Origin of the sequence: Mediterraneibacter massiliensis, from assembly GCF_001487105.1 — a bacterium.
Taxonomy (GTDB): domain Bacteria; phylum Bacillota; class Clostridia; order Lachnospirales; family Lachnospiraceae; genus Mediterraneibacter; species Mediterraneibacter massiliensis.
Genome location: NZ_LN913000.1, coordinates 613,958 through 640,819, shown reverse-complemented (window position 1 = coordinate 640,819; position 26,862 = coordinate 613,958). Strand labels below are relative to the sequence as shown.

General features: G+C 45.2%; 26 protein-coding genes and 2 pseudogenes. 2 read left to right on the top strand and 26 right to left on the bottom strand.

Annotated elements, in window-relative coordinates; translation table 11 throughout:
* Positions 1-93: 93 nt before the first annotated feature.
* The 10 genes and pseudogenes from BN3282_RS03885 to BN3282_RS03840 form a co-directional block, all read right to left on the bottom strand.
* Entirely contained in the window at positions 94-882 is a 789-nt protein-coding gene (locus tag BN3282_RS03885) for a class B sortase (RefSeq protein WP_205408514.1), read from the bottom strand.
* Positions 860-5,242 (bottom strand): SpaA isopeptide-forming pilin-related protein, encoded by a 4,383-nt coding sequence (locus tag BN3282_RS03880; RefSeq protein ID WP_059066788.1) that lies wholly within the window; start codon positions 5,240-5,242, stop codon positions 860-862. The genes BN3282_RS03885 and BN3282_RS03880 overlap by 23 nt, the downstream gene beginning before the upstream one ends.
* Positions 5,243-5,296: 54 nt before the next feature.
* Entirely contained in the window at positions 5,297-5,794 is a 498-nt protein-coding gene (locus BN3282_RS03875; RefSeq protein ID WP_059066787.1) for a gamma-glutamylcyclotransferase family protein, read from the bottom strand.
* Between the two features lie 10 nt (positions 5,795-5,804).
* Positions 5,805-6,764 (bottom strand): annotated as a pseudogene (locus tag BN3282_RS03870) (amidoligase family protein).
* Between the two features lie 6 nt (positions 6,765-6,770).
* Positions 6,771-8,060 (bottom strand): DNA (cytosine-5-)-methyltransferase, encoded by a 1,290-nt coding sequence (gene dcm / locus BN3282_RS03865; protein ID WP_059066786.1) that lies wholly within the window; start codon positions 8,058-8,060, stop codon positions 6,771-6,773.
* Positions 8,061-8,142: 82 nt separating this feature from the next.
* Entirely contained in the window at positions 8,143-8,619 is a 477-nt protein-coding gene (locus BN3282_RS03860) for a hypothetical protein (protein ID WP_059066785.1), read from the bottom strand.
* Between the two features lie 156 nt (positions 8,620-8,775).
* Positions 8,776-9,051: a hypothetical protein gene (locus BN3282_RS03855; protein WP_059066784.1), complete on the bottom strand. Its 276-nt coding sequence runs from the start codon at positions 9,049-9,051 to the stop codon at positions 8,776-8,778.
* Positions 9,048-9,956, bottom strand: coding sequence for a ParM/StbA family protein (locus BN3282_RS03850; protein ID WP_059066783.1), 909 nt, complete (start codon positions 9,954-9,956; stop codon positions 9,048-9,050). Before BN3282_RS03850 ends, BN3282_RS03855 begins: the two co-directional genes overlap by 4 nt.
* A 112-nt stretch (positions 9,957-10,068) precedes the next feature.
* Positions 10,069-10,386, bottom strand: coding sequence for a DUF5720 family protein (locus tag BN3282_RS03845; protein ID WP_059066886.1), 318 nt, complete (start codon positions 10,384-10,386; stop codon positions 10,069-10,071).
* A 39-nt stretch (positions 10,387-10,425) separates the two neighbouring features.
* Positions 10,426-10,827 (bottom strand): hypothetical protein, encoded by a 402-nt coding sequence (locus BN3282_RS03840; protein WP_059066782.1) that lies wholly within the window; start codon positions 10,825-10,827, stop codon positions 10,426-10,428.
* 118 nt (positions 10,828-10,945) lie between these two features.
* Between BN3282_RS03840 and BN3282_RS03835 the strand changes: the two genes are divergently transcribed.
* Positions 10,946-11,182: a helix-turn-helix domain-containing protein gene (locus BN3282_RS03835; RefSeq protein ID WP_059066781.1), complete on the top strand. Its 237-nt coding sequence runs from the start codon at positions 10,946-10,948 to the stop codon at positions 11,180-11,182.
* 56 nt (positions 11,183-11,238) lie between these two features.
* Here BN3282_RS03835 and BN3282_RS03830 read toward each other — a convergent pair whose 3' ends face one another.
* From BN3282_RS03830 to BN3282_RS03775, 12 genes and pseudogenes are all read right to left on the bottom strand, one after another.
* Complete coding sequence (locus BN3282_RS03830; RefSeq protein WP_059066780.1) at positions 11,239-11,472, bottom strand: hypothetical protein; 234 nt, start codon at positions 11,470-11,472, stop codon at positions 11,239-11,241.
* A gap of 29 nt (positions 11,473-11,501) precedes the next feature.
* Positions 11,502-12,257: a phosphate ABC transporter ATP-binding protein PstB gene (gene pstB / locus BN3282_RS03825; protein WP_009243239.1), complete on the bottom strand. Its 756-nt coding sequence runs from the start codon at positions 12,255-12,257 to the stop codon at positions 11,502-11,504.
* Positions 12,258-12,377: 120 nt separating this feature from the next.
* Positions 12,378-12,905: pseudogene (locus BN3282_RS03820) on the bottom strand (phosphate ABC transporter ATP-binding protein); the annotation flags it as partial.
* 13 nt (positions 12,906-12,918) lie between these two features.
* Positions 12,919-13,779: a phosphate ABC transporter permease PstA gene (pstA, locus tag BN3282_RS03815; RefSeq protein WP_059066779.1), complete on the bottom strand. Its 861-nt coding sequence runs from the start codon at positions 13,777-13,779 to the stop codon at positions 12,919-12,921.
* Positions 13,772-14,665, bottom strand: coding sequence for a phosphate ABC transporter permease subunit PstC (gene pstC, locus BN3282_RS03810; protein WP_059066778.1), 894 nt, complete (start codon positions 14,663-14,665; stop codon positions 13,772-13,774). The genes pstA and pstC overlap by 8 nt, the downstream gene beginning before the upstream one ends.
* Before the next feature lie 14 nt (positions 14,666-14,679).
* Entirely contained in the window at positions 14,680-15,600 is a 921-nt protein-coding gene (locus tag BN3282_RS03805) for a substrate-binding domain-containing protein (RefSeq protein ID WP_059066885.1), read from the bottom strand.
* 201 nt (positions 15,601-15,801) lie between these two features.
* Complete coding sequence (locus tag BN3282_RS03800) at positions 15,802-16,755, bottom strand: SPFH domain-containing protein (protein ID WP_059066777.1); 954 nt, start codon at positions 16,753-16,755, stop codon at positions 15,802-15,804.
* 3 nt (positions 16,756-16,758) lie between these two features.
* Complete coding sequence (locus BN3282_RS03795; RefSeq protein ID WP_082667453.1) at positions 16,759-17,223, bottom strand: NfeD family protein; 465 nt, start codon at positions 17,221-17,223, stop codon at positions 16,759-16,761.
* Positions 17,211-17,603: a hypothetical protein gene (locus tag BN3282_RS03790; protein WP_059066776.1), complete on the bottom strand. Its 393-nt coding sequence runs from the start codon at positions 17,601-17,603 to the stop codon at positions 17,211-17,213. Before BN3282_RS03790 ends, BN3282_RS03795 begins: the two co-directional genes overlap by 13 nt.
* 189 nt (positions 17,604-17,792) lie before the next feature.
* Positions 17,793-19,433 (bottom strand): Na/Pi cotransporter family protein, encoded by a 1,641-nt coding sequence (locus BN3282_RS03785; RefSeq protein WP_059066775.1) that lies wholly within the window; start codon positions 19,431-19,433, stop codon positions 17,793-17,795.
* Positions 19,434-19,589: 156 nt separating this feature from the next.
* Positions 19,590-19,946, bottom strand: a complete 357-nt coding sequence (locus BN3282_RS03780) for a SpoVA/SpoVAEb family sporulation membrane protein (RefSeq protein WP_059066774.1) — start codon at positions 19,944-19,946, stop codon at positions 19,590-19,592.
* Positions 19,947-19,961: 15 nt separating this feature from the next.
* Complete coding sequence (locus BN3282_RS03775; protein WP_059066773.1) at positions 19,962-20,972, bottom strand: stage V sporulation protein AD; 1,011 nt, start codon at positions 20,970-20,972, stop codon at positions 19,962-19,964.
* A 137-nt stretch (positions 20,973-21,109) separates the two neighbouring features.
* Here BN3282_RS03775 and spoVAC point away from each other — a divergent pair, with 137 nt between their 5' ends.
* Positions 21,110-21,571 carry a stage V sporulation protein AC gene (gene spoVAC, locus BN3282_RS03770; RefSeq protein ID WP_059066772.1) on the top strand — a complete coding sequence of 154 codons (462 nt, stop codon included), beginning with the start codon at positions 21,110-21,112 and terminating at the stop codon, positions 21,569-21,571.
* 65 nt (positions 21,572-21,636) lie between these two features.
* Here spoVAC and BN3282_RS03765 read toward each other — a convergent pair whose 3' ends face one another.
* The 4 genes from BN3282_RS03765 to BN3282_RS03750 all read right to left on the bottom strand — a co-directional run bounded on the left by BN3282_RS03765 (position 21,637) and on the right by BN3282_RS03750 (position 26,849).
* Complete coding sequence (locus BN3282_RS03765; RefSeq protein ID WP_059066771.1) at positions 21,637-22,554, bottom strand: carbohydrate kinase family protein; 918 nt, start codon at positions 22,552-22,554, stop codon at positions 21,637-21,639.
* Positions 22,551-24,491, bottom strand: a complete 1,941-nt coding sequence (locus BN3282_RS14565) for a BtpA/SgcQ family protein (RefSeq protein ID WP_082667452.1) — start codon at positions 24,489-24,491, stop codon at positions 22,551-22,553. The genes BN3282_RS03765 and BN3282_RS14565 overlap by 4 nt, the downstream gene beginning before the upstream one ends.
* Positions 24,484-25,821 (bottom strand): amino acid permease, encoded by a 1,338-nt coding sequence (locus BN3282_RS03755; RefSeq protein ID WP_059066770.1) that lies wholly within the window; start codon positions 25,819-25,821, stop codon positions 24,484-24,486. Before BN3282_RS03755 ends, BN3282_RS14565 begins: the two co-directional genes overlap by 8 nt.
* Positions 25,822-26,108: 287 nt before the next feature.
* Positions 26,109-26,849 carry a GntR family transcriptional regulator gene (locus tag BN3282_RS03750; RefSeq protein ID WP_059066769.1) on the bottom strand — a complete coding sequence of 247 codons (741 nt, stop codon included), beginning with the start codon at positions 26,847-26,849 and terminating at the stop codon, positions 26,109-26,111.
* Between the last annotated feature and the right edge of the window lie 13 nt (positions 26,850-26,862).

The window sequence follows — 26,862 nt, the reverse complement described above, 5'->3', positions numbered from 1 at the left end:
CGGGTACTTTTGAACACTTCCAGCAGAAAATTTTTCAGAGTACCCCAAGATACATCCAGAGAGCTGAAGAAAGTACCCATCTTTGAACACTTTTCACCTTTCAGGTTCTGCTTTTACTGCCACAAGGATGTTCCGGGCCTCCTTCCACTCATAAGAACAGGTTACCAGCGTCAGGGTTGTCTCACAACCTGCACCAGATACCCCTGTTTCAAACAGCGACAGCGCTTTCGCCTGTGCTGCATAAGCCTCCAATTCCTGCGGACTGTGAAAAGATGCCTGCTGGAAGTCAAACATGGACACATCGGCTTTCAATACTGCCGCTATCCGGTACTCTTCCATGCCTTCCGGCGTCTGAAAGAACACCCTGGGATGTGCTTTCCAGTAATCATAGGAGGCGTACCTGTCCAGATTCCCGAACATCGCCCCGCTGTTCATGTTGTGACCGTAGATAGTCAGATTCTTTGATTCTCCCAAAATACAGTCTGCCTGGAGGAACAAACTTCCATTGATGTCGTAGTTTCCCCGGTAATCCCTCCGCAGATAATACTCCGGATCTTCCCGGCTACTCTGCATGACCGGATAATCGATCCCAACCTCCGGGATCGTAAGCCAGCCACGAACACCCGGATACTGGCGCTGGAGGGATTGAAGGTCAACGGCAGACACTTCCGGTTCTCTTCCAGCTTGTTCCTCTTTCTCTCCTTGAGAGCTCCCGCTCGGAGGGATGTCCTCCGGGAAGCAGGTTTTTAACTCCTCCACCAGTTCCCGATTCTGCCGGGGAATGACCACATAATTCTGATAAAGCAGTACCACACTGAGGATACAGACAGCACACAAGACTGCCTGCAGCATCCACAGCTTATTCTTCTTTTTTCGCTTCATCTGCTTTTTTATGTCTCTTCTTATAGATCATAGTTGCCATGAGTCCGGCTGCTGATACGCCTAAAAGTGCAAACAGAAGGATTGGTTTCCAGTGGTCATCTCCTGTCTGCGGTACACCCGGAGTTTCCGGTGTCCTTGCATCCTTCATTTCCACCTTCTGGACTTCCATGGTATCTTCCAGTGTAAACTTCACATCTTCTGCGATCTCATAGCCTTCCGGCGCTGTGATCTCACGCAGGATCAATTCTTCCCCTACCGGAAGTTTCTCTACCAGATGCGGTTTCCCGTCTGTTACCCACTCTTCCAAAACTTCACCATCTTTATTTAAGATCTGAAGCTTGGCTCCTTCCAGTTCCTTTCCGGTGGTGAGGTCTGTTTTGGAGATTTCCACTTTGGAATAGGTATCTTTCATCTCCACTTTGGTCACACTGCCATCTTCCTTTACTTCAAACTCCATATCTTCCGCAGACACATACCCTTCTGCATAAGGCGGCAGTTCTTCATGGAGCGTATACGTTCCCTCCGGCAGTCCATAAACTACGTGTGATTCTTTTGTGCTGATCCACTCTTCCACGATGTTGCCATCCTGGTCGATGATCTGAAGCTTCGCCCCTTCCAGTTCTTCCCCGGTTGTGGCATCGGTTTTTGTAAACTGGCTTTTCGTTGGCTGATTTTCCACTTCTTTTGTCAGCTTGATTTCTGCAAGGTTCTGGTCTGTGTAAGAGGCATCGATCTCCCAGATTTCCTCATTCGGAAGATACCCCGGCTTTCTCACTTCCTCTTTCACATAATATTTCCCATGATAGAGGTCGCTGTCAAAGGTAAGCTGTCCCTTCTCATCCGTTGCTTTCTTCTCCAGCAGCGTGTCCTTTTCTACAAGAACCTCACCCTGCTGGGAGAGGATATCTTCTTTGGCATACAAACCAAAAATCACGCCTTCCAGCTTCTCTTCTGTGACTGCATCCTTCTTTTCTACAGAAATGGAAATCTTCTGTCGCTCATTTTTATAAGCAACCCCTTCATAAACCACTGCCTGAGTATCATCCTCTGCGGTCAGGGTAAATTCTTTCTGTTCCGGGTTCAATACGAAATGGTCGCCTGCTATGGTTTCTTTCATATAATAAGAACCCAATGGAAGATTATTTACCACTGCCTTTCCTTCTGTATCCGTCACTAAAGTTGCCACCAGATCGTCTTTTTCATAACGGATGACCGGATTGCCCTGCTCATCCTTTGCTCCGTCCGGGGAATAAATGGTGTCCTTGGCATACAGTTCAAAGGCTGCCCCTTCCACACCGGATTCTTCATAGACAAAATCATGGAACACTCCGGTATCGGTATCCTCTCCGGTCACTGCATCTTTGATCTTTCCTGCCAGTCTCTTTGCCTTTGCAAGCAGGGAATCCCCTTTCACTTCCACTGGCTGTTCTCCAGTTTTGGTCAGTGTCAGGCTTCCCACCTGTTCATCATTTAACTGTTCGACTTCCACAATGACTGCTCCGGTATCCGGATCGATCTGATGGGCGGTATCGGAAGAAACCGTGATCACGATCCCCTTTTTCGGGTTCTCTTTGTAACTGCCTTTTCCGGTCACTTCCAATGGAGAAATTATTTTTTCCCCTTCATACAAGGAACTCTCATATCCCTGTCTTACAAACCCTTCCGGTGCTTTCACTTCTTCGATCCGGTAAGTAGAACATTTCAGTTCCTCCGGTGTTACCAGATAGCCTTCCTCATTGGTCTTGAAAATGCTGATCGTCTCTTTCTTCGGATAGAATACCGTCTGCTCTACATATTCCTCTTTTTCCATATCAAAGATTTTATAGGATGCACCTGCCTTCAAGACCGGATTTCCTGTCTGTGCATCCTTTTTCACGATCTTTAACAAAAACTCAAACGGACGGTCATCGAAGATCCTCCATACCATCGGTTCTCTGCTGTCCTCATCTACCTTTACCAAAAACGGATCGATGGCTTTTAAATTCTCCGGCACCGTACTCTCTTCTACCACATAAAGACCATACGCAAGTTCCGGACTGAGGGCATATCCCTTTTTATCTGTGATCAGCTCTGGTACCGGGACAGCCTTGCCATCCACATAGGTCACTGCCACCTCTTCCTTACTGAAATCATAACCTCGGAAATCTTCCGCAGTAAACTGATCCCCATTGGATGGCTGTAATTCCCCACTCTCTACTTTGGAAAGGCTGCTGACCAGATACACCTGAAAACCTGCCCCTTCCACAAGGTCTGTTTCTGTCTGGTTTCCATCTTCGCTGATCTTGATCAGCTGGAACGCCTGCTTTTTCACCTGTTCCTGTACCGTCAGATCCCTGGTTATCTCTGCCACTTCCTGTCCTTCGTAAGCAAGGTCCACCTCATACTCTGTTGGATCTACCGTATAGCCTTCCGGCGGAGTGATTTCTTTCACATACATTTTCCCCAGATACAATTCGGAAAAATCTAAGGTACCATCCTCCTTGATCACGCCCTGTGCGATGAGGCTGTCTTTTTTGAACAGAACCCCCGTCTTTCCATCCGGGTGGACGATATCCTCTCTGGCATACAGACCATACACAGCCCCGGCAAGGGAACTATCCCCCTGGGGAAGAAAGGCCTGTGTCTCCTTATCGATCTTTTGGATATGGACAGCGCCTTTCACCCTCTCATCGGTTGCTAAGATGGTGACCGTCTTTCCGGCTTCCACATCCACCTTATGGATCACATCACTCTGTGCATACTTGTCTGGAGCCTTGATCTCCTTCACATATACTGTTTTGATGGCTGCCTCAAAATAATCACTGACTGCTTTTCCCTCTTCCCCGGTGACTGGCATTTCCATCAAAAGATGCTCACACTTGCTGTCTGTATAAATGCCATACACTGCACCGTCTAAAGGATTCTTGGTATCCGCATCCTGTTTTAAAAGCTCGATCCTTGTCATCTCCAGCCAGTCTATCGTAAAACTTACCGGATTGGCTTTCTCCGATTCAAAGACTCCAATGTCCTGATTGCTGTTTCCTGTGGATAATACCAGTGTTCTCCAGGTTTCCCCTACAGAACCATGCAGCTCCCCGGAGGAATATTTTCCGGTATGAAGCATTGGGGCAGTCAGATAAAAGGTATCCCCGCCATAGATCTTCAGCGCACCATTCTCTGCGGAAGTTCCCTTTGTCTTGTTATAAATGGTGATGTCTTTTGGTACATGGACTGAAATGTAGTTTCGGTGATCCCCGGACAATGTGATATCCGGTGTTTTCTGTGCATTTCCATTTCGGACTGCTTTTACAGAAGTCTTGGAAAGAGAGATTTCCCCCTTCGGCGGCTCTTCCATAGCAAACAGGTGGTCAATATAGGCGATCACGCCTGCGTTTACCAGATCTTCATACTTACATCCTGTAAATCCTGCCTCACCTGCATAGGCATAGCTGGCTGCGATGTGGGTATATACATATTTCTCTTCTGCACTTTTCCCGGACAGATAACTGCCTGTAATATCCCCGGCGCCGCCATAACCATAATACAGCACCTTCTGCAAGTTCTTATTGCTGTCCAGTACCTGTGCCACATAGTCTCCACTCGGCGGTGAGGAACGATGGGATTCCAGACAGTAAGCGATCTTTCCATTGACCGTAAACCAGCAGGTTAGGTAATTTCCAATATAACTTGGATAGTAGATGGTCTCTCCTTTTTCCAGATGTACGGTTTCCTTTGCTCGGAACGTGTTTTCCGCACCGGAAAGCATCATCACTTCCCCATCCTCAATCTTTTCTTCCAGTTCCCTTGCTGCCTGTGCATCTACATCTTCCCCGGATACCGTCACTTCCACATCCGGGATCTCCTGCACAGGCGTCTCCGAATCTTCTTCAGAATTCGTATCCTCCTTCTGTTTCTGACCGCCATTTTCTTCTGTGTGAGCCTGCCCTTCCGTATCCGTCAGGATGATCTTTCTGCTCACAGAATAGCTGTCATGCGCATCCTTTGGCACAACCCAGTAGGTTGCGATATAAGTTCCTTCCTGGTCAGGATGGTAGCTCCCTCCATCTTCCGCTTCAATACGCTCTAACGTAACATCCTCTTTTTCCGGATTGTAATGGATGCCTTCCATACAAGTCTCTGCCATAAAATCCTTGTCGGAAATATCTTTCGTGATATCTTCTGCTGTTACCAAATGTTTCGCAGCTTCTGAAACTTCCTCTGTCTGTTCCGTTTCAGATATTTCTGCGCTCTCCGTCACTGGCTCTGACGGATTTTTTGTTTCTGCCGCATGGACATCCGCTAAGTTCCCAAGCGGACTAAGACCCATGAGCAGTGCGAGCCCAAAGGCTGCAAGTCTTGTTTTGATATTCCTGCTCTTCATTGCATCCTCCTTTTTTCGTTAAAAATACCGCAGAGGATTTCCCCTGCGGCGTTGTTATCTGCTGACTTCTGTTTTCTTGTGACTGGGTTTCTCTCTGCCTACTTCCTGTCTGGTACGCTTTAACGCATCGGTCACAGATCGGCTGGAAATCCCATTCTGATGGCAGCCTTCCACGATCCCCATAAAATAAAGATCCGAGGGGATGGCAGGCTGATCCTTATAGGGTGCATTCATGGTATATGCCATGACTTCCCGATTCACACCATCCTTTCCCTGAACAAGAACAGGCTCCTTCCCATACAGGTGGGGATACCCTTCATAAAAGTCCAGGCTTTTTTCACACTCCGGTGTGATCTTCCAAAGCACCCCTTCCACCTGGCTGCCCTCTTCCGGCAAAATGGTGGCAACACCGCTTCCTTTTCCTCTGCCACAGAAGGTGAGACGGTATCCCTCCAGCTTGACATTCTCCACTACGGAAGCTGCCGGACAGCGGTACGCCATCTGGTCTAAGTTCATGTTGCTGCCATAGGCAAAATAATAGGTTTCTTTCATCTCTTACCTCCTAACGGGCATCCTCTGCCCGATGATTTCGATTCAAACATTCATAGGTGCTGCGGTCATATCTCCATGCTCTGTCACCCTCCAGATTGGCAAGCAGATGCTCCCGGACATTTTTATATTCCGGTCCAATGAGCCCCAGCCGCAATAAAAAGGTGCGGAAGGTAAATGCCGGATTCTCTGTGATCTCCGTTTTCCGCATCTGGGTGCATTTCTGATTGATGGCCTGGGCGGAAATAGCAAGGGCCAGGGTAATATTTGCCCGCACTTTTCCTGCATGGAGGGTACTCTCAAAACATCTCCACTCCAAAGTTCCTTTGGAAAACACTGCGTGAAGGTTCAACGCATAGTACCGGGTACTGTCATAATGATCATGACTTCTATCCCTCCCCCCATACCATACCCGTTTCAACTGTTCCATGGAAATGGTGCTGTTTGGCATCCGGCGGATCTTTTCCAACACAATGGGGCGCACCTTCTGGCAATACTCCTGTTCCCTTGATGTCTGTACCCTCAATGCCTTGAACAGGATATCCTCTTTGGAATACATAATGGTCATGGCATTTTTAAGGCTTCTTGGAGTATGGTTGGAAGCGTCCACATGCACGTGCTACCCGCAGGATGCATTTACCTTCGCCCCATGATGCCTGAGACACCGCACCACTTCCTGCAGCTTTCCCATTTCTCCATAGGACAGTTTCGGACTGACCATCTCGGTGCTGTATTCTCTTCCGGCAGGAACCATGCGTCCACGCTCCCTGCGTTCCGTATAAATGCTTCCATCATACATGAACTTCCATTTCTTTCCTTCCTGATCTGTCACAGACCAGATCCCATAATATCCGCCGTCGCAAACTGCCCTTGTCCCAAACAATTCTGCCACTTTCTCCGCAGCCCTCTGTCTGGTAATTCCCGTCATCTCAATCTCTGTACCAAAATACTGATCCTGAATTCCAATTGCCATGCTGCCTTACCTCTTTGTCTTTTCATCCTCTGCCCGGATCTCTGCATCTGCCTGCCGAAGAAGCGTTCCGATGGCTTCGATCACGTTGACGGTCACTCCATTTCCGGCCTGTTTATAAAGCTGGCTGTCCGAAGTATCCTGTTCTATGCGGTCAATCTGCCAGTCATAAAACCCCTGCAGCCGCAGACACTCCCTCGGCACCAGCCTCCGGATTCTGCCCCGATAGGCAACTCCATGCCGGTCTGTGGCAGTAATGGTGAACATCGGCTCTTCCGGCTCCTTCATCCTCCGGCCATTCTGCCGGGTTTCTTCCCTACCCGGAGTCAGCACTGCCCTGGCGCCTTCTTCTTTTAAGACACCGGAGCATTCCCCTTTATGATTATGGATGCCGGACTGTCTGGTATTCAGACACCTGCACTGCTCTGTGACAAGAGGCGGAGGAGACAGATCCACAAAATGAAGCGTTCCCTGCTGAATCCCTGTGGTAAGGGTATGGGCAATCTGATGCCCCACACGCCCTCTTCTGGTATTCATGCCTGCATATCCTAAGTCAATGCTGTCTCCCGGATACGCCATCTTATATCCCTGCTTGGTATTCTCCTTGATGGGAACACCTACTTCATATAACCCTGTCTTACCACCCACGCCTCCGGCTCCGGAAGTCAGGGTACAGCTTAATCCTTCGGCGTTGTAGATCCGTTCCCCTTGCCTTCCTGTTTGGATTTGTACAAGAGACGTTCCATTTGCTGCTGGGAAAGGTAATATTTTTCCGGCACATCTTCGATCAAGATATCCGACAAGATACACCCGTTTTCTGGATTGGGGGACTCCAAAATCCTTGCTGTTAAGCACTTTCCATTCCACACCGTACCCCAGCTCAGATAACGTACTGAGGATGGTGTGAAACGTCCTGCCTTTGTCATGCGAAAGCAGTCCGGGAACATTTTCAAGGATGAAATACGCAGGTCGCTTGTCTGCAACCAGTCTGGCAATCTCGAAGAACAGAGTTCCTCTGGCATCTGCAAATCCTTCCCGCTTTCCGGCGATAGAGAATGCCTGGCAAGGAAATCCTGCACACAAAAGATCAAAGTCCGGCATTCGTTCAGTTTCGATTGTTCTTGCGTCATTGCAAAACCACTCCCCTTCTGTGTCGAACAGCAATCGGTAGTTCTTATCCGCATAAGCATCCACCTCGCAGTGTCCCACACAGGAAAAACCGCCTGCACGTCTTAACCCTTCCCGGAATCCCCCGATCCCGCTGAATAAATCAAAAAATCGAATGGTTGCGGCTATCAACCTCCTTTGCTGAATAAAAAAACAGACGGCATGGTTTTTCTCCCACACCGCCTGCTGGTTTTATAGTTCTATTTGTTTGGCATTATGCGATCTCTTCAGTTTCTTCTTCTGATTCTGGAATCTCTTCTTCCTCTGCATCCTCAGAAGTTTCTGCATCCGTCTCTTCCTCTGCGGCTTCCACCACCTCTTCTTCACTAGGATCTTCCGCTTCTTCCAGATTATCTGTTTCTTCGATTTCCTCCGGCTGATCTAGTTCCTGCCATTTAGCTTCTACCTCTTCCACCGCTTTTTCAATGATGCGGATGATAAAATCTTTCTGTTTGATGCCTTCCTTTGCGACTGCCCATTTGACTCTTTGGAATAATTCCTCTGTGACCTGTACTGCTAATGTTCTTTTTTCCATGCTCTCTTCTCCTTTGTTCTCCAGTCTGTTAAAGTGTTCTTCGATCACCTGCCGGATAAATATCTGTGTACTCGTTTCGCTTTCTTCGATCTCGGCTCGTACCTTCTCATGTAATTCCACCGGGATCTTTCCGCATAGGTTCTTCATCTCTGCCATAAGCGTTTTCCCCTTTCGTTTTGTTATACACAACATACACCCAAATTTGAAAGAAAGCTATTCACAATACCCACTAAAGAATCCATGTCAAATGTATGCAAAACCAAAGCATATCCAACAATGCCATACTTTCCTTGCCCATAGGCCTCACCCCCTTTACTCCTGCTCCATCTGAAATAAAAAATCCAGCATCTGACCGGGAATTTCTTCCTTTTCCTGTGCTGGCATCCGTTCCACATCGCCACATTTTAACGCTTCCCGGACAGCCTCCTGAATGAGTCTTTTTAAAGTTTCCCTCTCTTCTTGTTCCAGGATCACATCCACCAGATACTGGTTCCTCTGCCCTGCCGGAATTTCCATCAAAAGCTGCCACGCTTTTTCATGTTCCGGGTTCTTAAGGTTTGGGCGGAAGGAAAAGACCGGGCGGCTCACAGCGTCCTCATCTGCCCCACAATCCGTTCATATCCGGCAGCGTTGGCATGGACGTCCGTCAGGTAAATTGGGCGACACAGGCGGTCCTGCTCGCTTACACGGTGTTTAAAAATAGCAGCACCGCCTCCCATGAAAACGGAAGGGACTGCCCGCAGGTCAAAGCCTGCCTCGGTGATCGCAGACAGGATTTTTTCAATATAAAGCCTGCCCTGCCTCTCAATCAAAGACACCACTTCCGCAGGCATGCTGCTGGGTTTTCCATGTAAGACACGCTCGATCTGCGTCTCCGTTACCGACAGCCCTGTATTTCTCCTTACCTGTTCCCTGATCTCATCCATACAACGGATGACACCCAGTTCCAGACTTCTACAGGTAGCTGCGTTAGGAACAGCATTATCAAGCCGCATCAAGTCCACCGTCCAGCCTCCGATATCAACAAGAAGCACAGAAGGCTCATCTTTTAAATACTCTGGATAAAGAGCCAGGGCTGAATATCCCTGGGGGAACAGTTTCACATCCTCAATCTGGATCTCATAGCGTTCCCCTTCATATAAGAAACGGATTGGCTGTTCCTTCCGAAACAGATACTCCTTGAATTTCTGTTTTTCCCTTCCAAACCCGGTAAGGGGAAGCCCAGCTGCAAGAACAACTTTCGCTGTCCTTTCCCCCTTTCGCTTTCGAATCTCCTGTGCCAGTGCTGCCAGCGTCAAAAGATAATAATTGTCGTTGGCGGTCTTATCCTTTACCAATGTCTGTCTCCCAGTCCCACACACATAATATTCTCCCCTGTACTGGAGGACATTCTGCATGGTATAGGGTTCATACTCATACCGGATGATCCCTGTGGGGAAACACACCTGCTTTGTTTTAATGGCGTAATATCCATGATCGATTCCGATAATCATCGCTTACCACTCCCTTCTTTTCTGTTCTACGAAAAATTCCCAGTGAAAGAACCCTTGCTCCCCGGAGGCGCGCCCCGGCAGGCATTCTTTTCTTTCCAGCCCGTTGTTCTTCCTACTCCCGGTCTCGAAAAAATGTCTGGACTGGAAGATAATGCAATGTTCCTTCCAAAACAAGAGCCTGTCTTTGAAAACGGAGGATTCCCCTATTCTGCAGCTCCACCATTTCGTAATATGCTTTCTTTGTTAAAAAGTAACGATGATATATTCCCGCTTCCCCAAACTTCTCCGTCTGCTTCAACACCAAAAACTCCACCATATACCGGGTATCCGGTGCAAACCGTTTCTCACATAGCATGGCATCTCCCTGTACTGCCTTCACACCCTCCGACTCCCTGGCTACTGCCAATAACTCATGGATACTGATACTCACGTTTTCTATCACCTCCCTTCCAAAAGAAAAGACAGACACCTAAATGATGCCTGTCTCTTCCGGGTTTTCCATTCCCTTTTCCTTATATATCTTTTGGACTAATTCTTTTAGTTCCTTCCGGATCTTTCTGTCTGGTACATTGTTACAAAATTCCTGTACCCACCTATCCTGCAAATATAAATCAACTTCGGTTATATCACAAGAAACAATGCTGCAGGTTTCATCATATAACTGTTCCAGTCTTTGAAAATGTTCCCGGAATTGTTCTCCATAATAATTCCAAATATCCAGGTTCAATCTTGTCAGGCCAAGGAAATCGGTAACATAAGTCAGCCTGTCCAAATCAGAAAATGTCATTTTTTCTTTTCCCAGCAGGATTGCCCTGTCACGCTTTCCGCATAAAAACAGGAAAGCAAACCGTTCTATATCGCTCTGATGCATAATCATTCCCCTTTGCATAAATAATTCCTTATTACGAAACATTATAAAAAGTGGAACAAGTAAAATCAATATAAAGTTTCTTTATTACGAAACATTTTTAAGATGAGAGGACTTTATCATGCAAAAAATCAGACCAGACATGGATATCGGCAAAAATATCCAAACCATCCGTTACCAAAATAAACTTACGCAAGACCAGGTCATTGCAAAACTGAATCTGATGGGTATCCCCATGTCCAAAAGTACCTATGCAAAACTGGAAACCAACCGTATGAACATCAAGGTATCTGAGCTTGTCGCTCTCGCTAAAATTTTTCATACGGATATCAATGCTTTCTTTTCCGGTCTTCTATAAACTGGGAAAACAACATTTCCTATAATTCTTCTCCCCCCTCCTTTTACCAATCCCCTTTACCTTTGTTCTCTCCACTCTCTCTTACATTGGGATTGCTTTTGAAATAATTCCTCATATCGAAGAAGTATATCCATACTGTCTTGTGTAAAATCAAATGGCTGAAGCATAGGGTATCGCGGCAATGCACTTGAGACATATTCTAATTGTTCCAGCTGCTTAGATGTGTATTTTTTCTTTCTGGCTTCACTATATCGCAAAATAAAAGGCAGATAGAAGTTTTCCACTTTCATATCCACCTATGCAAAATTCCCATATTCAATTAACCAAATCTTCCTGTAATGTAATCCTCTGTCTTTTTATTTTGTGGTGTAGAAAATAATGTATCTGTCCAGTTAAACTCAATCAACTCACCCATAAGGAAAAATGCACAGCAATCTGAGATACGAACTGCCTGCTGCATATTATGTGTGACCATAATTACTGTATATTTTGATTTCAGTTCCATAAGTAAATCTTCTATTTTCCCTGTACTGATTGGATCAAGCGATGCTGTACTCTCATCACAAAGAATTACTTTTGGCTGTACTGCCAACGCTCTTGCAATACAAAGTCTCTGCTGCTGTCCTCCTGACATCCCCAATGCAGATGTTTTTAATCGATCTTTCACTTCATCCCAGAGAGCCGCATCTCTTAAAGAGCGTTCCACAATTTCATCCAGTTTCACTTTAGAACGAATACCATGAGTTCTTGGTCCAAAAGCCACATTGTCATAGATACTCATCGGAAATGGATTCGGTTTCTGAAATACCATTCCGATCTCTTTGCGCAATTCATTTACATTCGCATTAGAAGAAAATATATCCTTTCCATCATATTTTACTTCTCCTGTAATGCGCACATTCTCTACAAGGTCATTCATTCGGTTTAGTGTTTTCAAAAACGTGGATTTACCGCAGCCACTCGGTCCAATCAATGCAGTAATCTGATGTTCCGGGATATCCATGGTAATTCCCTTTAATACCTGATGATCTCCATACCATAATTTCAGATCTTTGGTTTCTATAATTGAGTTCATTTCTGTCTCCTTTTTGTCAATTCTATCTTATAACGTGATACCCAAACTCTTCCATGTTCTGTGTATCATGTACTTATATTCTTCTTCAAATCTACGCTATACACGCTATGCACATGCCCTAAGTGTGCTATAATTTTCATCCATCAAAAGCACCTCCGGCTCTACTGCCAACGCACGGGCAATGCACAGCCTCTGCTGTTGGCCGCCCGACATACCAAGAGCACTCTTCTTAAGCCGATCTTTACATTCTTCCCAAATCGCCGCATTTCGCAGAGATTTCTCCACAATATCATCTAACTTAGATTTAGAGCGTATTCCGTGTGTACGCGGACCATATGCGATATTGTCATATATGCTCATTGGGAACGGATTCGGTTTTTGAAATACCATACCCACTCTTTTTCTGAGCAGATTGACATCCATTCCCGTATAAATATTTTCTCCGTCCAAAAGGATCTCCCCTTCAATACGGCATCCTTCCACAAGGTCGTTCATGCGGTTGATCGATTTTAGCAAAGTCGATTTCCCACAACCGCTTGGTCCGATAAATGCAGTGATTTTATTTGCTTCTATCTCCAGATCTATATCTTTTAAAGCTTTAAAATCTCCGTAGTATAAATCCAAATTTTTAATACTGATCTTTCCCATTTTTTCTACCTTTCTATGCTTTTGTCAATTTTCTTGCGATCACGCTCGAAAGTGTATTGATCCCCACTACCAGAACGAGCAGTATGACCGCTGTCGCATACGCCTGATCCATATACAATCCTTCGCTCGACAGATTATACATATGTACTGCCAGGGTACGGCCAGAACCCATCACGCTGGATGGTACTTTTGCCACAGTTCCCGCCGTATAGATAAGCGCCGCGGTTTCTCCCACGATCCTGCCGATCGCCAGGATCACACCTGCCAGGATCCCCGGGATCGCAGAAGGCAGAACAATACGAAATACGGTTCTAAGCTTTCCCGCTCCCACACCAAAGCTTCCTTCTCTGTAGGTATCCGGCACTGCCTTTAATGCTTCTTCTGTGGTCCGCATGATAAGCGGCAGTATCATGATTGCAAGAGTAAATGCCCCTGCAAGAATAGAAAATCCCCAATCCAATGTATTGACAAAAAACAGCATGCCAAACAGTCCATATACGATCGACGGGATACCGGAAAGCGTCTCTGTCGTCAGGCGGATCACTCCGATGAATTTATTTCCTCTCCCCGCATATTCTACAAGAAAAATAGCAGAAAATATCCCGAACGGAACAGCCACAAGAAGAGACAGCAGCGTCATCACGACCGTATTGATAAGCGCCGGCATAAGTGACGCATTCTCCGACGTATAGTGCAGGGAAAATAAAGAAGGTTTAATATGCGGTAGCCCGTTTGCCAGTATATACACGATCAGAAACAGCAATACGACAAATGTCAGGAACGCAGCAAGCATGACAAGCAGCATAAGTATAAGGGAGCCCGGATGCTTCAGATAGGTTTTTAGTTTTTCTCTGACAGATATCTGATTACTCATTTCTTGTCCTCCTCTTTAACAGTGCTACACTGAAATTGATGATCAAAATAAATACGAACAGCACCACGCCGGTTGCGATCAGTGCTTCTCTGTGCAGTCCTGTCGCATATCCCATTTCTATTACGATATTCGCAGTCAATGTACGGACTCCTTTTAGCAGGCTGTCCGGTATCCATGTCTGGTTTCCCGCCACCATGATCACAGCCATTGTTTCGCCGATCGCGCGTCCTATGCCGAGTACGATCCCGGCGATCACTCCCGATTTTGCCGCAGGGATGACAACGGTGAAGATACTTCTCTCATGTGTAGCTCCAAGCGCCAGAGCACCTTCGTAATAATGTTCTGGTACTGCACGTATAGCACTCTCTGTTGTCCCGATAATCGTCGGCAGGATCATCATCCCGAGCAAAATGGAAGCTGTCAGAATCCCACTTCCATTTCCAGAAGTATTTACCACATCTGCCTGTTTCAATGTTCTTCCAAATTCACGTATCCATGGTACCAATACGACAAGCCCAAAAAATCCGTATACAACAGACGGGATGCCCGCAAGCAGCTCTGTCGCAGCTTTTAAAGGTTTATAAACCGCCTTCGGACAGTACATTGCCATAAAAACAGACGTCAGGATCCCAATCGGTACTCCAAATACAATTGCTCCCGCCGTCACATATAAACTTCCTATGATCATGGGCAAAACACCATACAGATTATTATTCGGTTTCCACAGCTTGCCCATAATAAATTCCACAATTCCAATCTCTTTCATCGCAGGGATACCATTTGCAAACAGAAACACACAAATGAGAGCTACCGCCAGCACCGAGGCGCAGGCGGCAATGAAGAACACTCCCTGCATGAATTTTTCAGTCCATGCTTTTGATTTCATATTTTCTTTTCCTCTTATTCTACTACCTCATCCCAGGAAAGAGCTTCTCCGGTATAGATTGCCTTCACCTGATCTGCTGCCATGTCTTCTGCCGGGTTTGTTTTGTTTATGATAACAGCAATTCCATCTGTCGCGATCACTGTTGCTGTAAGCCCTTTTGCTAACTCTTCATCTTTTAACTCTCTGGATGCCATGCCGATATCATAGCTTCCATCTATCGCTGAGGTCATACCCGTCGTCGAATCTGATGTCTGCAGCTCGATCTCTGCATTTGGATTTACTTCCTTGTATGCTTCTGCCAGCTTTTCCATAACCGGTGATACAGAGGAAGATCCTCCGACTACTGCCTTTCCAGAAGGCTGTGTTCCCTCAAAAGCTTTCACATCATCTACCGGGATATATCCATTGTCAGCAATTACTTTTTGTCCTTCTTCACTCATGATAAAGTTTATAAAGTCTGCTGCCACTTCATTGTCTAAGTCTGCTTTTGTCGCAATATTAAATGGTCTGGACACTTTGTATGTACCGGATTTGATATTTTCTGCCGTAGCCTCTGCTCCGTCGATCTTTACTGCCTTTACTGTGTCGTCCAGAGAACCAAGTGATACATATCCGATCGCATATTCATCGCCTGCAACTGTTGTAAGCATAACAGAAGTACTATTTGTAATCTGTGCTCCTTCTGTTGTCATATCGACTTTTTCGCCGTCCACTTCTTCTTCTACACCGAACAATTCGATAAATGCGCCTCTTGTTCCGGAACCATCCTCACGGGATACGACCGTAATGTCGTTTGCGCTGTCCCATTCTGAAGCAGCTGTTTTGCTGCCGTCTTCTGCATTTGCCGCGTCAGAATCTCCGGAACCACATCCTGTCAATGCCGCTGCCATCATACTTACTATAGCTGCTGCTGCAATAAACTTTTTCATCTTCATATCCATAATCTCCTTTACTTCGTTTCCATCTGTGGTTATATTTTTTATTTTCTTCACATTGAACATCATAAAGAAGCAATGTAAAATGTAAAATCATCCCTGTGTTAAATCTATGTAAAATGAAAAAAACAGCTTATCCACGCCCTTTTTTCTGGTATGTGGATAAGCTGTTCTGTATACCCCTATTCTTATTTTCTGTTTTTATTCTTTCTTGTCTTCTTCATCCGCCGCTACTTCTGTAATCGATTTCACAAGTCCTGCTATTTCCTGGATCTTAGAAGGTACGATGATCTTCGTTGCTCTGCCGTCTGCCGCCTTTTCAAATGCCTCCAGGCTCTTTAATGTCAATACCGCCTGGTCCGCCCCAGCTTCCTTCAAAAAACGCAAACCATCCGCAGTTGCCTGCTGTACTTTTAATATCGCCTCTGCCTCACCTTCCGCTTCCCGTATCATCTTCTCTTTTTCCGCTTCTGCACGTAAGATTGCCGCCTGCTTTTCCGCTTCTGCTTCCAGGATGAGAGATTCTTTCTGTCCTTCCGCCACAAGAACGGTGGATTTCTTTTCTCCTTCTGCCCGCAGGATTGCTTCACGTCTTTCACGTTCTGCTTTCATCTGTTTTTCCATCGCATCCCGGATTGCCGTGGGTGGTATAATATTTTTCAGTTCTACCCTGTTTACTTTGATTCCCCATGGATCTGTTGCCAGATCAAGTTCTGCTCTCATCCGCGTATTGATCGTCTCCCGGGAAGTCAGCGTCTGATCCAGTTCCAGATCTCCTATGATATTACGCAGAGTAGTCGCCGTCAGATTCTCTATGGCTATGATCGGGTTGGCCACGCCATAACAGAACATCTTCGGATCCGTGATCTGATAGAATACGACCGTATCGATCTGCATAGTAACATTATCCTTTGTGATGACCGGCTGGGGCGCAAAATCTACCACCTGCTCTTTTAAATCGATCCTCCTTGCGACCCTATCTATAATGGGGATCTTAAAATGCAGCCCTGTATTCCATGTTGCCTGATATGCGCCTAATCGCTCTAAAACAACAGCCTGCGCCTGATGCACGATTTTTACACAAGAGACTAACACCAATACAACAAGAATCACGAAAACAATAAAAAACAGACCTCCCAAACTGATTATATCCATCGCTTATTCCTCCTTATATTTCTCTACGATTAATTTTACCCCGGAAACCGCAATGACTTTCGCCAGTTCTCCGATTTCCAATATTTCCTTATCCGCTGCTGCACGCACTGTCCATTCCTGTCCATCCACCACACTCTTTCCTGACTGCGCAAGATTATCTACCCTTTCGGATATCTTGATCACTTTCCCGATCTCTTTTTCATAATTTGTTTTTATCCGCTTCTTATTTATGTATTTCATAGCCCACGGCCTGGTAAACACAAATAAAAGACAAGAAACAAGCAAAAAGACAGCACCCTGCCCGACAAGACCTATCCCCAGGGAATTTACCGCAATGGCTGCCAACGCGCCTCCCGCAAACCAGATAGTCACGAGCCCTACCGTCAGCGCCTCTATGAGCAACAAAATGATAAAGATCGCCAGCCAGATGACATTTCTTCCTGCAATCGTCGTGATCATCCCTTCCATATCATCCGCTCCTCTCCAATATAATATCTGGGCGCCGCAAACTCATCCCACAATTTTTCACCCACTTGTTCCAATATCGGCAGAATGGCAAAAAATATGATCGCCAAGATGATAAACCAGGTAAGACACCCTATTTTTCTGCGTGGAGCCACTGTTTTATATGTACTTTTTTTGTTATGCACACGCTGTTTTTCTGTTTGCCTTAGCTGTATTTTTTTCTCCACCGCGCTTTCTTTAGACTGGGGCTTCTTTTCCATATGCAGATTCTGCCCTCTTTCCATATTCCTTTCCCTCTCATATATGGAATTATCCAGTCCGCAAAATTCACAGCGATTCTCTTTCAGCCTGCCGCCGCATAAATTACATCTTTTACCTTTCATTTCTTCACACTGTACTTCCTTATTGCATTTTTTTCATTGTAGCATATGTATAGAGATTCTACAATTATTCATTATCCACATACATTTTTCTATCGATTTGTAAAACTATCCACCGATATCTCCAACCGTATAAAAATTAAAAAACACCCGATCCTTGCGATATGATATCACAAGGATCGGGGGACTTCTCTAGGCTGTAATCGTAAGAATCTCTTCCGCAATATTTCTGGAGTGGTCTGAAATCCTCTCTAGACATACCAGGGCATCTAAAAATACGATTCCTGCGTCTGTACCGCACTGGTTTTTCGCTAACCGCTTCATGTGATCCGCTCTTAATCGAATCTCCAGTTCATCTGCCTGGCTTTCTTTCTCAATTACTTTCAGAGCTTTTTCTTTGCTGTTTTCTTCCAAGGCTTCTACTGCATAGCGGAAACTGTCTGCACAGACGCTGATCATCTCCTGCAGTTCTTCTCTTCCCACATCTGAAAATGTAGTTTTCCGATCCTTCAAGGTTTCCGCAAACTCAGAAATATTTTCACAGTAATCACTGACACGTTCTATATCCGACAGGATCTGAAGGAGACTGGCAATATACTGATGTTCCTTTTCATTGATGGAAAGAGAATTCAGCTTGATCACATAATTGGTAATCCCTCCACACAGACCATCTACGATATTTTCTTCCTCTTTAATATCCAAAATATCTTGATAATCCTGTGTAAACATGACCGTTTTAGATTTATGCATCGTCTCTGTGACGATTTTTCCCATACGGCATACTTCACTGACAACAGACTGCAGCGCGATTCCCGGTGTCTCCAACATTCTTTCATCTAAAAGCACTTTGCTGTCATCCATCTCTGCCGCATCTTCTTTTTCAATCTTCTTCGCCAGCTTAATGATCCAGTCCGATACAGGGAACAAGAGGACTGTAGTCCCTATATTAAAAATCGTATGCACCGTACTGATCTCTGTCTGCGTGATCATTCCCAATCCCGCCTGTGGATTCACAACTGTAAAGAATATGATCCCGACAACACTGAAAATAACTGTTCCGATGATATTAAACAACAGATGCATGATCGCTGCTGTCTTCGCCGTTTTCTTTGCTCCAATACTGGACATGATCGCCGTCACACATGTTCCTATGTTCTGTCCCATGATGATATAGACCGCCGCGTTAAACGGAACCAATCCTGCCGCCGCCAGACTCTGCAGAATTCCCACAGAAGCTGAGGAACTCTGAATGACTGCTGTCACAAGAGCGCCTGCTATGATTCCCAGGAATGGATTATGCCCCAGCGTCACGAAAATATTTCGGAAGCCTTCTGATTCCTGCAATGGTGCCACAGCAGATGACATCATAGTAATGCCGATAAATAGAAGTCCAAATCCAATAATGACACTGGAAATATCTTTTGTGGAGCGTCTCTTGCCTGTGAGCATAACGACAACTCCAGCCATCACAGCGATTGGGGCAATATTGCCCGGACTTAAAAATTTGGCCCACTCCACACTGGAAACCAGCCATCCGGTCACTGTCGTTCCGATATTTGCTCCCATGATGACGCCCATCGCCTGTCCCAGATTCATGATGCCCGCATTTACAAAACCAACTACCATGACTGTTGTAGCTGATGAGCTCTGGATCACTGCAGTGATCAATGCTCCCAGCAAGACACCAAAGAATTTATTCTTTGTCAGAGCTTCCAGCAGTGTCTTCATTTTACTTCCGGCTGCATTTTCAAGTCCCTGCGCCATGATCTGCATACCATAAATAAACATGCCCAGACCCCCGACAAAAGGGATGATGATATTTACATAATTCATATTTTCCTCCTAAGGTATTCCCTCATTTTATCCTTCATACCATATCAAAGTATAGTACATATTTACGATACCATTATCATCCCCAAAAAACAACAAGATTTTACTTATATTTCAACCATATTTACTTTATATTTTACATGTGCCTGTATAACCGCGTCACTTCTTCATTTTAGGTTCAAATATAAAAGAAGCAAGATAGCCAAAAACCAGCGCCGCTGAAATCCCTACGGCGCTTGCCTTAAAGCCGCCCATAAATATCCCGATGAAGCCGTATTTATCCACCGCCTCCTTCACACCTTGCCATAAAACATTCCCAAATCCGAGCAAGGGAACACTTGCGCCTGATTTCGCGAACTCCAGAAATGGTTCATACAGATTGCAGAATCCTAAGATTGCTCCCGAACATACAAGAAGCACCATCACTCTCCCCGGCATCAATTTTGTACGGTCCAGCAAGATCTGTATGACCGCACAGATCAGACCGCCTATTAAAAACGCCTTTACATAATCCATGTTTTTCTCTCCTTCTCAACAATGTTCTAATACGATCCCATGTGCGATCCCCGGCACGCTCGCCCCTTCATTGAAACTCACCGTAGACATCAAAGCGCCCGTGGGCACAAACAGCACACGCCTCCATTCCCCCTTTTCTATTTTCGGAAGAATGAAAGAAGACAACGTCACCGCAGCACAGCCGCAGCCGCTCCCACCTGCATGGGTATCCTGCGTATCCTGATCAAAGATCGTCATCCCGCAGTCCATATGTTTTTTCCGGATATCATATCCTTTTCCCTTGACCAGATCAAACAAAATAGACTGTCCTACATATCCCAAATCTCCTGTGATGATCTTGTCATAATCCTCCGGTTCTCTTTCAAAATCTTTCATATTCTGTACGATCGTATCTGTTGCTGCCGGAGCCATGCAGGCTCCCATATTTTGCGAATCTTTCAGTCCATAATCCACGATCTTGCCTACTGTCACGCCTGCGATCCTCACATGACTCTTTTGTGTGCCCACAAGAAAAGCGCCGCTCCCTGTGACCGTCCAATGAGCAGACAACGGTCTTTGATTCGCATATCCCAGAGGGAAACGGAACTCTTTTTCCGCACTCCCGAAATGGCTGGACGTAACTGCCAACATATAATCCCCATATCCAGCCGCAACACTCATTGCGCTCAAAGCCAGCGCCTCCCCTGATGTTGAACAAGCTCCATACAAGCCAAACATAGGGATCTGCAGCGCCTCCACTCCCATGGATGTCGCAATGCCCTGTCGCAGCAGATCGCCTCCATACAAATACCTGATCTGTTCTGCCTCCACATGCGCCTTTCCCAAAGCAAGGATACAGGCTTCTTTTTGCATCGCGCTCTCTGCTTCCTCCCATGTCTGTGCCCCGAATAAATCATCTTGATTCACCATATCAAATAGCTTCCCAAGAGGTCCCTCCGCTTCCTTGCTGCCAGCCACTGATGCACTGCTGATCAAAAAAGGGGCCTGTGCAAAGGCAATACTCTGGCTTCCTTTTATCTGTCCCATAATTCTCCTCACCTTTTCCTGTACTTCCAACTTTTTTCTTCTTTATTATCCCAGGCTCCTCTGAAAATATACATCTGCTGTATTATGTATACTTTTCTTTTTTTTTAGAATACTAACAGAAAAAAGGAGATGTTTTAATGGATCGTGTACAAAAAATGAAACAGCAGAAACAATATGAAGCATATGTAAAGAAAAAAACACCCGTCCACAACGTATGGTCAAACATGATAAAAGCATTTTTCACCGGCGGTATGATCTGTTTTATCGGACAAGTGATCTACCAGTATTGCGAACTGCGGAATCTGTCTAAAGATGACTGCAGCAGCTGGACCTCCCTGCTTCTTATCTTGATCAGTGTACTCCTGACAGGGACAGGTATTTATCCCCGCCTGGCAAAATGGGGCGGCGCCGGAGCCCTAGTACCTATTACTGGCTTTGCCAATTCTGTGGCAGCTCCTGCTATTGAATACAAAAAAGAAGGCCAGGTATTCGGCATAGGCTGTAAAATCTTCACGATCGCAGGTCCTGTGATCCTATACGGCATTACGATCAGCTGGGCGCTGGGACTCCTGTACTGGATATGGATCACGATAAAATAGAAAGTTAACGAAACAACACCCCTCGCATACCGAAAGGCATGGAGGGGATAGTTCTGATCTTTTCTCTATTTCTGCTGCATTTTTTCTTTTAGAAGTGCCTTTGCCTGTCCTTGCACCTCTTTTGTAATAGCGGGATGTGGACCGTACTGCAGTAAGTTATACGCTGCAGAGATATTCGCCATCACGGCGGTCTGGTACAGAGAATTTCCTTCACACCAGCCATACATAGCCGCTGCCGTAGAACAGTTGCCACAGCCGGTCGGGTCTACGATCTGTCCGACTGTCAGACTTGCCGCAAATTCTGCTTTTCCTTCTGCGATCATATAAGAACCTTTACTGCCGACCCGGAAGAAGCAGGGGACTTTTAATTCTTTTATTTTCTGCACGGCTTCCTCTTCTGTCTCGACATGGAAAAGAGATCTTGCTTCCGGATAATTGATCGAATACATATCCGTCTTTTTTATACATTCCAGTACCTTCTCATGACGGTTTTCTGTCATAGCCGCTGAAGTTGGGATCTCCCACATGATCTTCGCCTGTGTTTGACTGCGCACCAGCCCCAATTCTTCCCAGAATCCGCTTGTCTCTGAAGCTTCAATATAAATTCCTTTTGTCTTGTCATCACAATAAGAGGCGATCACTCCTGCTGAAATAATATCTAATTTTTCTACTTCCTTTTCTTCTTGTTCGCCATATATAGAAGCCTCTGAATGGAGCCCTTCCGTTCCGTATATAAGCTCTGTATACTGTGTATGAGGCAGAATGTACTGCAGGCCTGCAAGAGAACATCCGTTTTTTTCCATCCATTCTCCATAAAAGTTTTCAAAATCATTTCCTACATTAGATATGTACAGACAGTCATCCTCCCAGATCTTGACGCCCTCTACACAATAGATAGAACCGCCCAGATGACCCGTACTTTTACTGCCGTCTGCAAACACTATATCATTGACGATGGTAGGACCTGCTACGATATATTTCATCCTTCTTCCTCCTCTTCATCTGCCCGCAACTCAGCTCTTTGTTTTTTCAACGCCTGGATCTGCGCCTTGCTGTTCTTTAATTCATGCAAGATTACAAGGTCCGGATTGATCTCCTGCAGTCTTGCCAGCAAAGTTCTTATGATCACTCCGCTTAAAATACCTTCTGAGAGGATCTCATGTGAATCGTATTCTTTCAGGACGATCCCCACTCCGTATTCTTCCATATCCTCCCAATTTTCCATACTTTGCATAACCTCATTATATTTGCCGATCAGGATTCCATTTTTAAAATATGCTGTTGTCTTCATCTTACAGTCTGACAGATGGATAGAGCCAATCTTGTCGATGATACTTCTGTTAAAGAGATTTTTCTCCAGCCATTTTTGCGCAAACACTTGCTGGATATTTCCATATTTATCCTCCAGCCCCCTCATTTCTTCCGTCATTTCCGGATAGGTCAGGAAAAATTCCGCACGCTGCTCTTTCTCGGAAAAACCGATTGCATGAAGCAGATGATTGATATCCCATCCAATCCTCACTTTATCAAATGGATCATATAACTGATGGAACATTTTCGCAAAATCTTCTGCTGTCTGCAGTCCGTATTCTAATCCCCATCCTGCATTCTCCACTTCTATCTGCGGAGAGTTTTCCGTCATAAGTCCGCTCTCCAACAAGCGATTTATGAGTTCCTGGATCATATAGATCATTGCCTGGGAAATCTCTTCTCTTGGAATCGTAAATTCCCATTTTCCGTCGATCGGCGCATAATCGATCAGGTGAAATGTATACGCCTGCGCATTTAACGCACTCGCTGTCTCATACTCCTGCAGCCATCTTTCGTACATGTGCTCCCCTGTCAGATCTCCGTAATATGCCTTCACTGCATCCAGACTTCCAAACCGCTTCACCAACTCTGTAAAATTATTCTTTGTAAGAAAACTGGTCGGATAAGCCCAATAAGAACAATGGATCCTTTTCACTTCTTTTTCTCTCAACTGTTCTACTACAGCGTCTTTTCCTGCCTCATCTGTATACAGCATCTGATCTCTGGAAATCACATCGTCCATGAACACTTCCATTCCGGAAAGAGCATTTTTTTGTACAAATTCCGAAAGATCTGTCTCTTCTGCAAAGAGTTCCTCTTTATAAGTGGAATATTCTCTTATATTTTTTATCTTTGGCATATCTTTTTGAAAAGAATTGTTCCGTGCTTCCTTTACTTCATCCATAAATTCTTTCACATGATCTGCGCATATATCACCTGTATCTTTATATGTATCTTTAAAATAGCTTCCCACGATCGCCCCGTCTGCAATTTCCATCTGATCCGCAACATTCCCGGGAGTCATGCCCGCACCTACGAACAGCGGAAACTCTCCTATCATACTGCGAAATGTACGGATCTTTGACAAATTTGTTTCCTGTCCTGTGGCATCTCCCGTCACCACGATCGCATCACATCGCTTCATTCCAATCGCCAGATCCTCATCCAGACGACGTCCGGATCTATATGGCTGATATTTAAATCTTACGCCTCCAAGCACAAAAGCTGTACTCTTCTTCCTTGCCTCAGTCATAAATCGTCCAAACTTTTCGTCCTCTTCCGGGCATAAATGTCCCGAAACAGAATCCAGCTGTATAAACTTCGCATGGTATTTTTCTGCCAGTTCAAATCCAAGCGCGTCATCGTGAAGGAGATTGATCCCATAACAAATATCTGGATATGTTTCACTGACATATTTCAAAACCATTTCTGCCTGCTGCACAGTGCCGAAATAATTCTCTACCAAAACACAGTCTGCACCGTTTTCCAGCAGAAGTTTCAGTTCTTTATCCGCTGTGTCAAGTATTTCTTTGTCACTGTCTCCTTTTAAGTGCAGCATACCGATGATTGGCTTTTCTGTACCAAATGTTTCTTTTATATCTTTACTCATCCTGCTCTGCCTCCCTGTTTTTCTCTTTTGCTTTTGTCCAGATATAGTATGCAGGCATTCCGGTCACTACAACGATCACAGCAGCAATGATACTCTGCAGCGCAGACCACATAAATGTGGACACTACTAGGATCAGGCTCGTCAGGATAGAAATGACTGCCATAAATCTCCAAGCTGGAGCCTTCCATAACGGATTATAGTCTGCTTTCTTACGATGTACAAAAATCGTAACAAAGGCCATCGTATTTTTCAGTAATAAAACGACCGTAAAGTATCCCAGAAGATCTGAAATATTAGAAGCAAAGACCATCAATATCGCCAGCATACATTGTACGATGATAGAGAAATAAGGTGTGTTGTATTTTGGATGTACTTTCCCAAAGCTTTTAAAGAACAGACCATCTTTTGCCATGGCATATTCCAGTCTGGGCTGGAACATGATAACAGAAGAAGTCGCTCCCAGTACCACGATGATACCCGCGATCGCTATAAAGCTTCCCGCAAAATCTCCGATCAAAGGAAGACCTGCTGCTGCATCTGCCAGCGGAGCCGTGGATTCCACCAGTTTCTCAAAAGGTATAATGCCTGTGATCACCGTTGTCAAAAGTACATACAGCACGATGATGATCAAAACAGATCCGATCAAAGCTCTTGGCATCGTCTTTTTCGGATCTTTGATCTCTCCTGTCATATAACAGCATGCACTCATTCCATCATACGACCAGGTCGTAGCTGAAACTCCTGCCAGCAGAGCCATAATACCGACAGGTGCGCCTGCTACAGCCGGTTCGGTGATCAGCTCTCCTTTCAGGAAGAAAATACCACATCCAATGATGATGATAAACGGCAAAATCTTAACAAATGTCAGGATCGTATTCATTCTGCTTCCTGCTTCTACGGAGCGCACATGCATCAGCATAAAGAGTAAGATAACTGCCACTGCGACCAGTTTTACAGCCAGTCCATTCATCGGCACCAAAAAGGCTGCATATTGTGCGGTTGCCAATGCCACCACTGCAATTCCCGGCGGGTCATTTGCCCAAAAGGTCGCCCATCCGGTCAAAAACGCTAATTTCTTCCATCCTGCATGTTTCACATATACATAATGACCGCCATCTTCCGGATATGCAGTTGCAAGTTCTGCATAGATCAGATTCTGCGGTATAATGATCAGTCCGCCTATCGCGAATGCGAGGATCGTATACAGTGCGGAGCCAGATGCTCCTGCCACCTCGCTGATCGAAGTAAAAATACCGGCTCCGATCGTCGTACCGATGGATACCCCGATCGTTGCCCATAATCCCAGTTTTCGTTTTAACTGATTTGACATATTCATATCCTCCTAGTATAATATAAGCGATGTATTTTCTTAGTACATCTGTAACTATATGGATATGTTTATCTTCTTTTTAGGCAGAAAGTAGCAGAACACGATCTTTTCAGAACCGTGTTTTGTGAAATATCCCACCGGAAGACTATCTTTAAAACAAATGATTGGCGTCGTATGTTTTCAATTAGAAGTCTTCTGGTGTTGGACTATTAAACTGTGCCTCCTTTCTTTTGTTTTTTCCCACTTTCTTTTGAAAATAAACATGATTCCCCTTGTGACAGGTATTTTCACACTGTTGGTTTATAATGCACGACCAGTCTGTTTCGGTCGCTTCTTGTATAAGAACGATTAAACTCTATTTTTTTTCCATTTTCATCATAACTTGTATATTCAAACAAAAGCACCGGCGTATCTGGCCCTATTTTCAGAAGTCTGGCTTCTTTCGCAGCCGGCATGGTGACAGACAGGCTCTGCTTGGCCTTTTTCGGAATCACTCCATGAAACTCCAATGTCTCATACAGAGAAAAAACTGTCATATCTACTTTTTCTAATTCCGGGCAGACTGCAAAAGGAATATATGTCTCTTCGATTGAATAGGGTTCATTGTTCGTCAAAAACAATCTGCGCAGATAAATGATCTCTTCTTCCTCGCCGATATCAAGGAGACGTGCGTATTTGATACCGGCAGGACGCACCTCCCGAAACAAAAGTTTTCGTCCGGGGAATGCCTCTTCTTTTCTTACAGTCTGCGTAAAACCGCCAAGTTCTCCTAAATTTCTTTCTTTTAATTTTCCTGCTACAAACAAACCTTTCCCTTGTATCCGCTTTACCAGTCCTTCATTCACCAGCGCAGTGATCGCATTGTGAACTGTAAGACGATTGATGCCATACTCCTTTGCAAGTTGTATTTCCGACGGCATCTCATCTCCCGGCTGGTAGATACCTTCCTCTATCTGTTCCCGGATCTGCTCTCTGACCTGTATATGTATGGGGGACTGATTATTGATCTGCTTTACTTTTTCTTCCACTTTTCTTCTCACT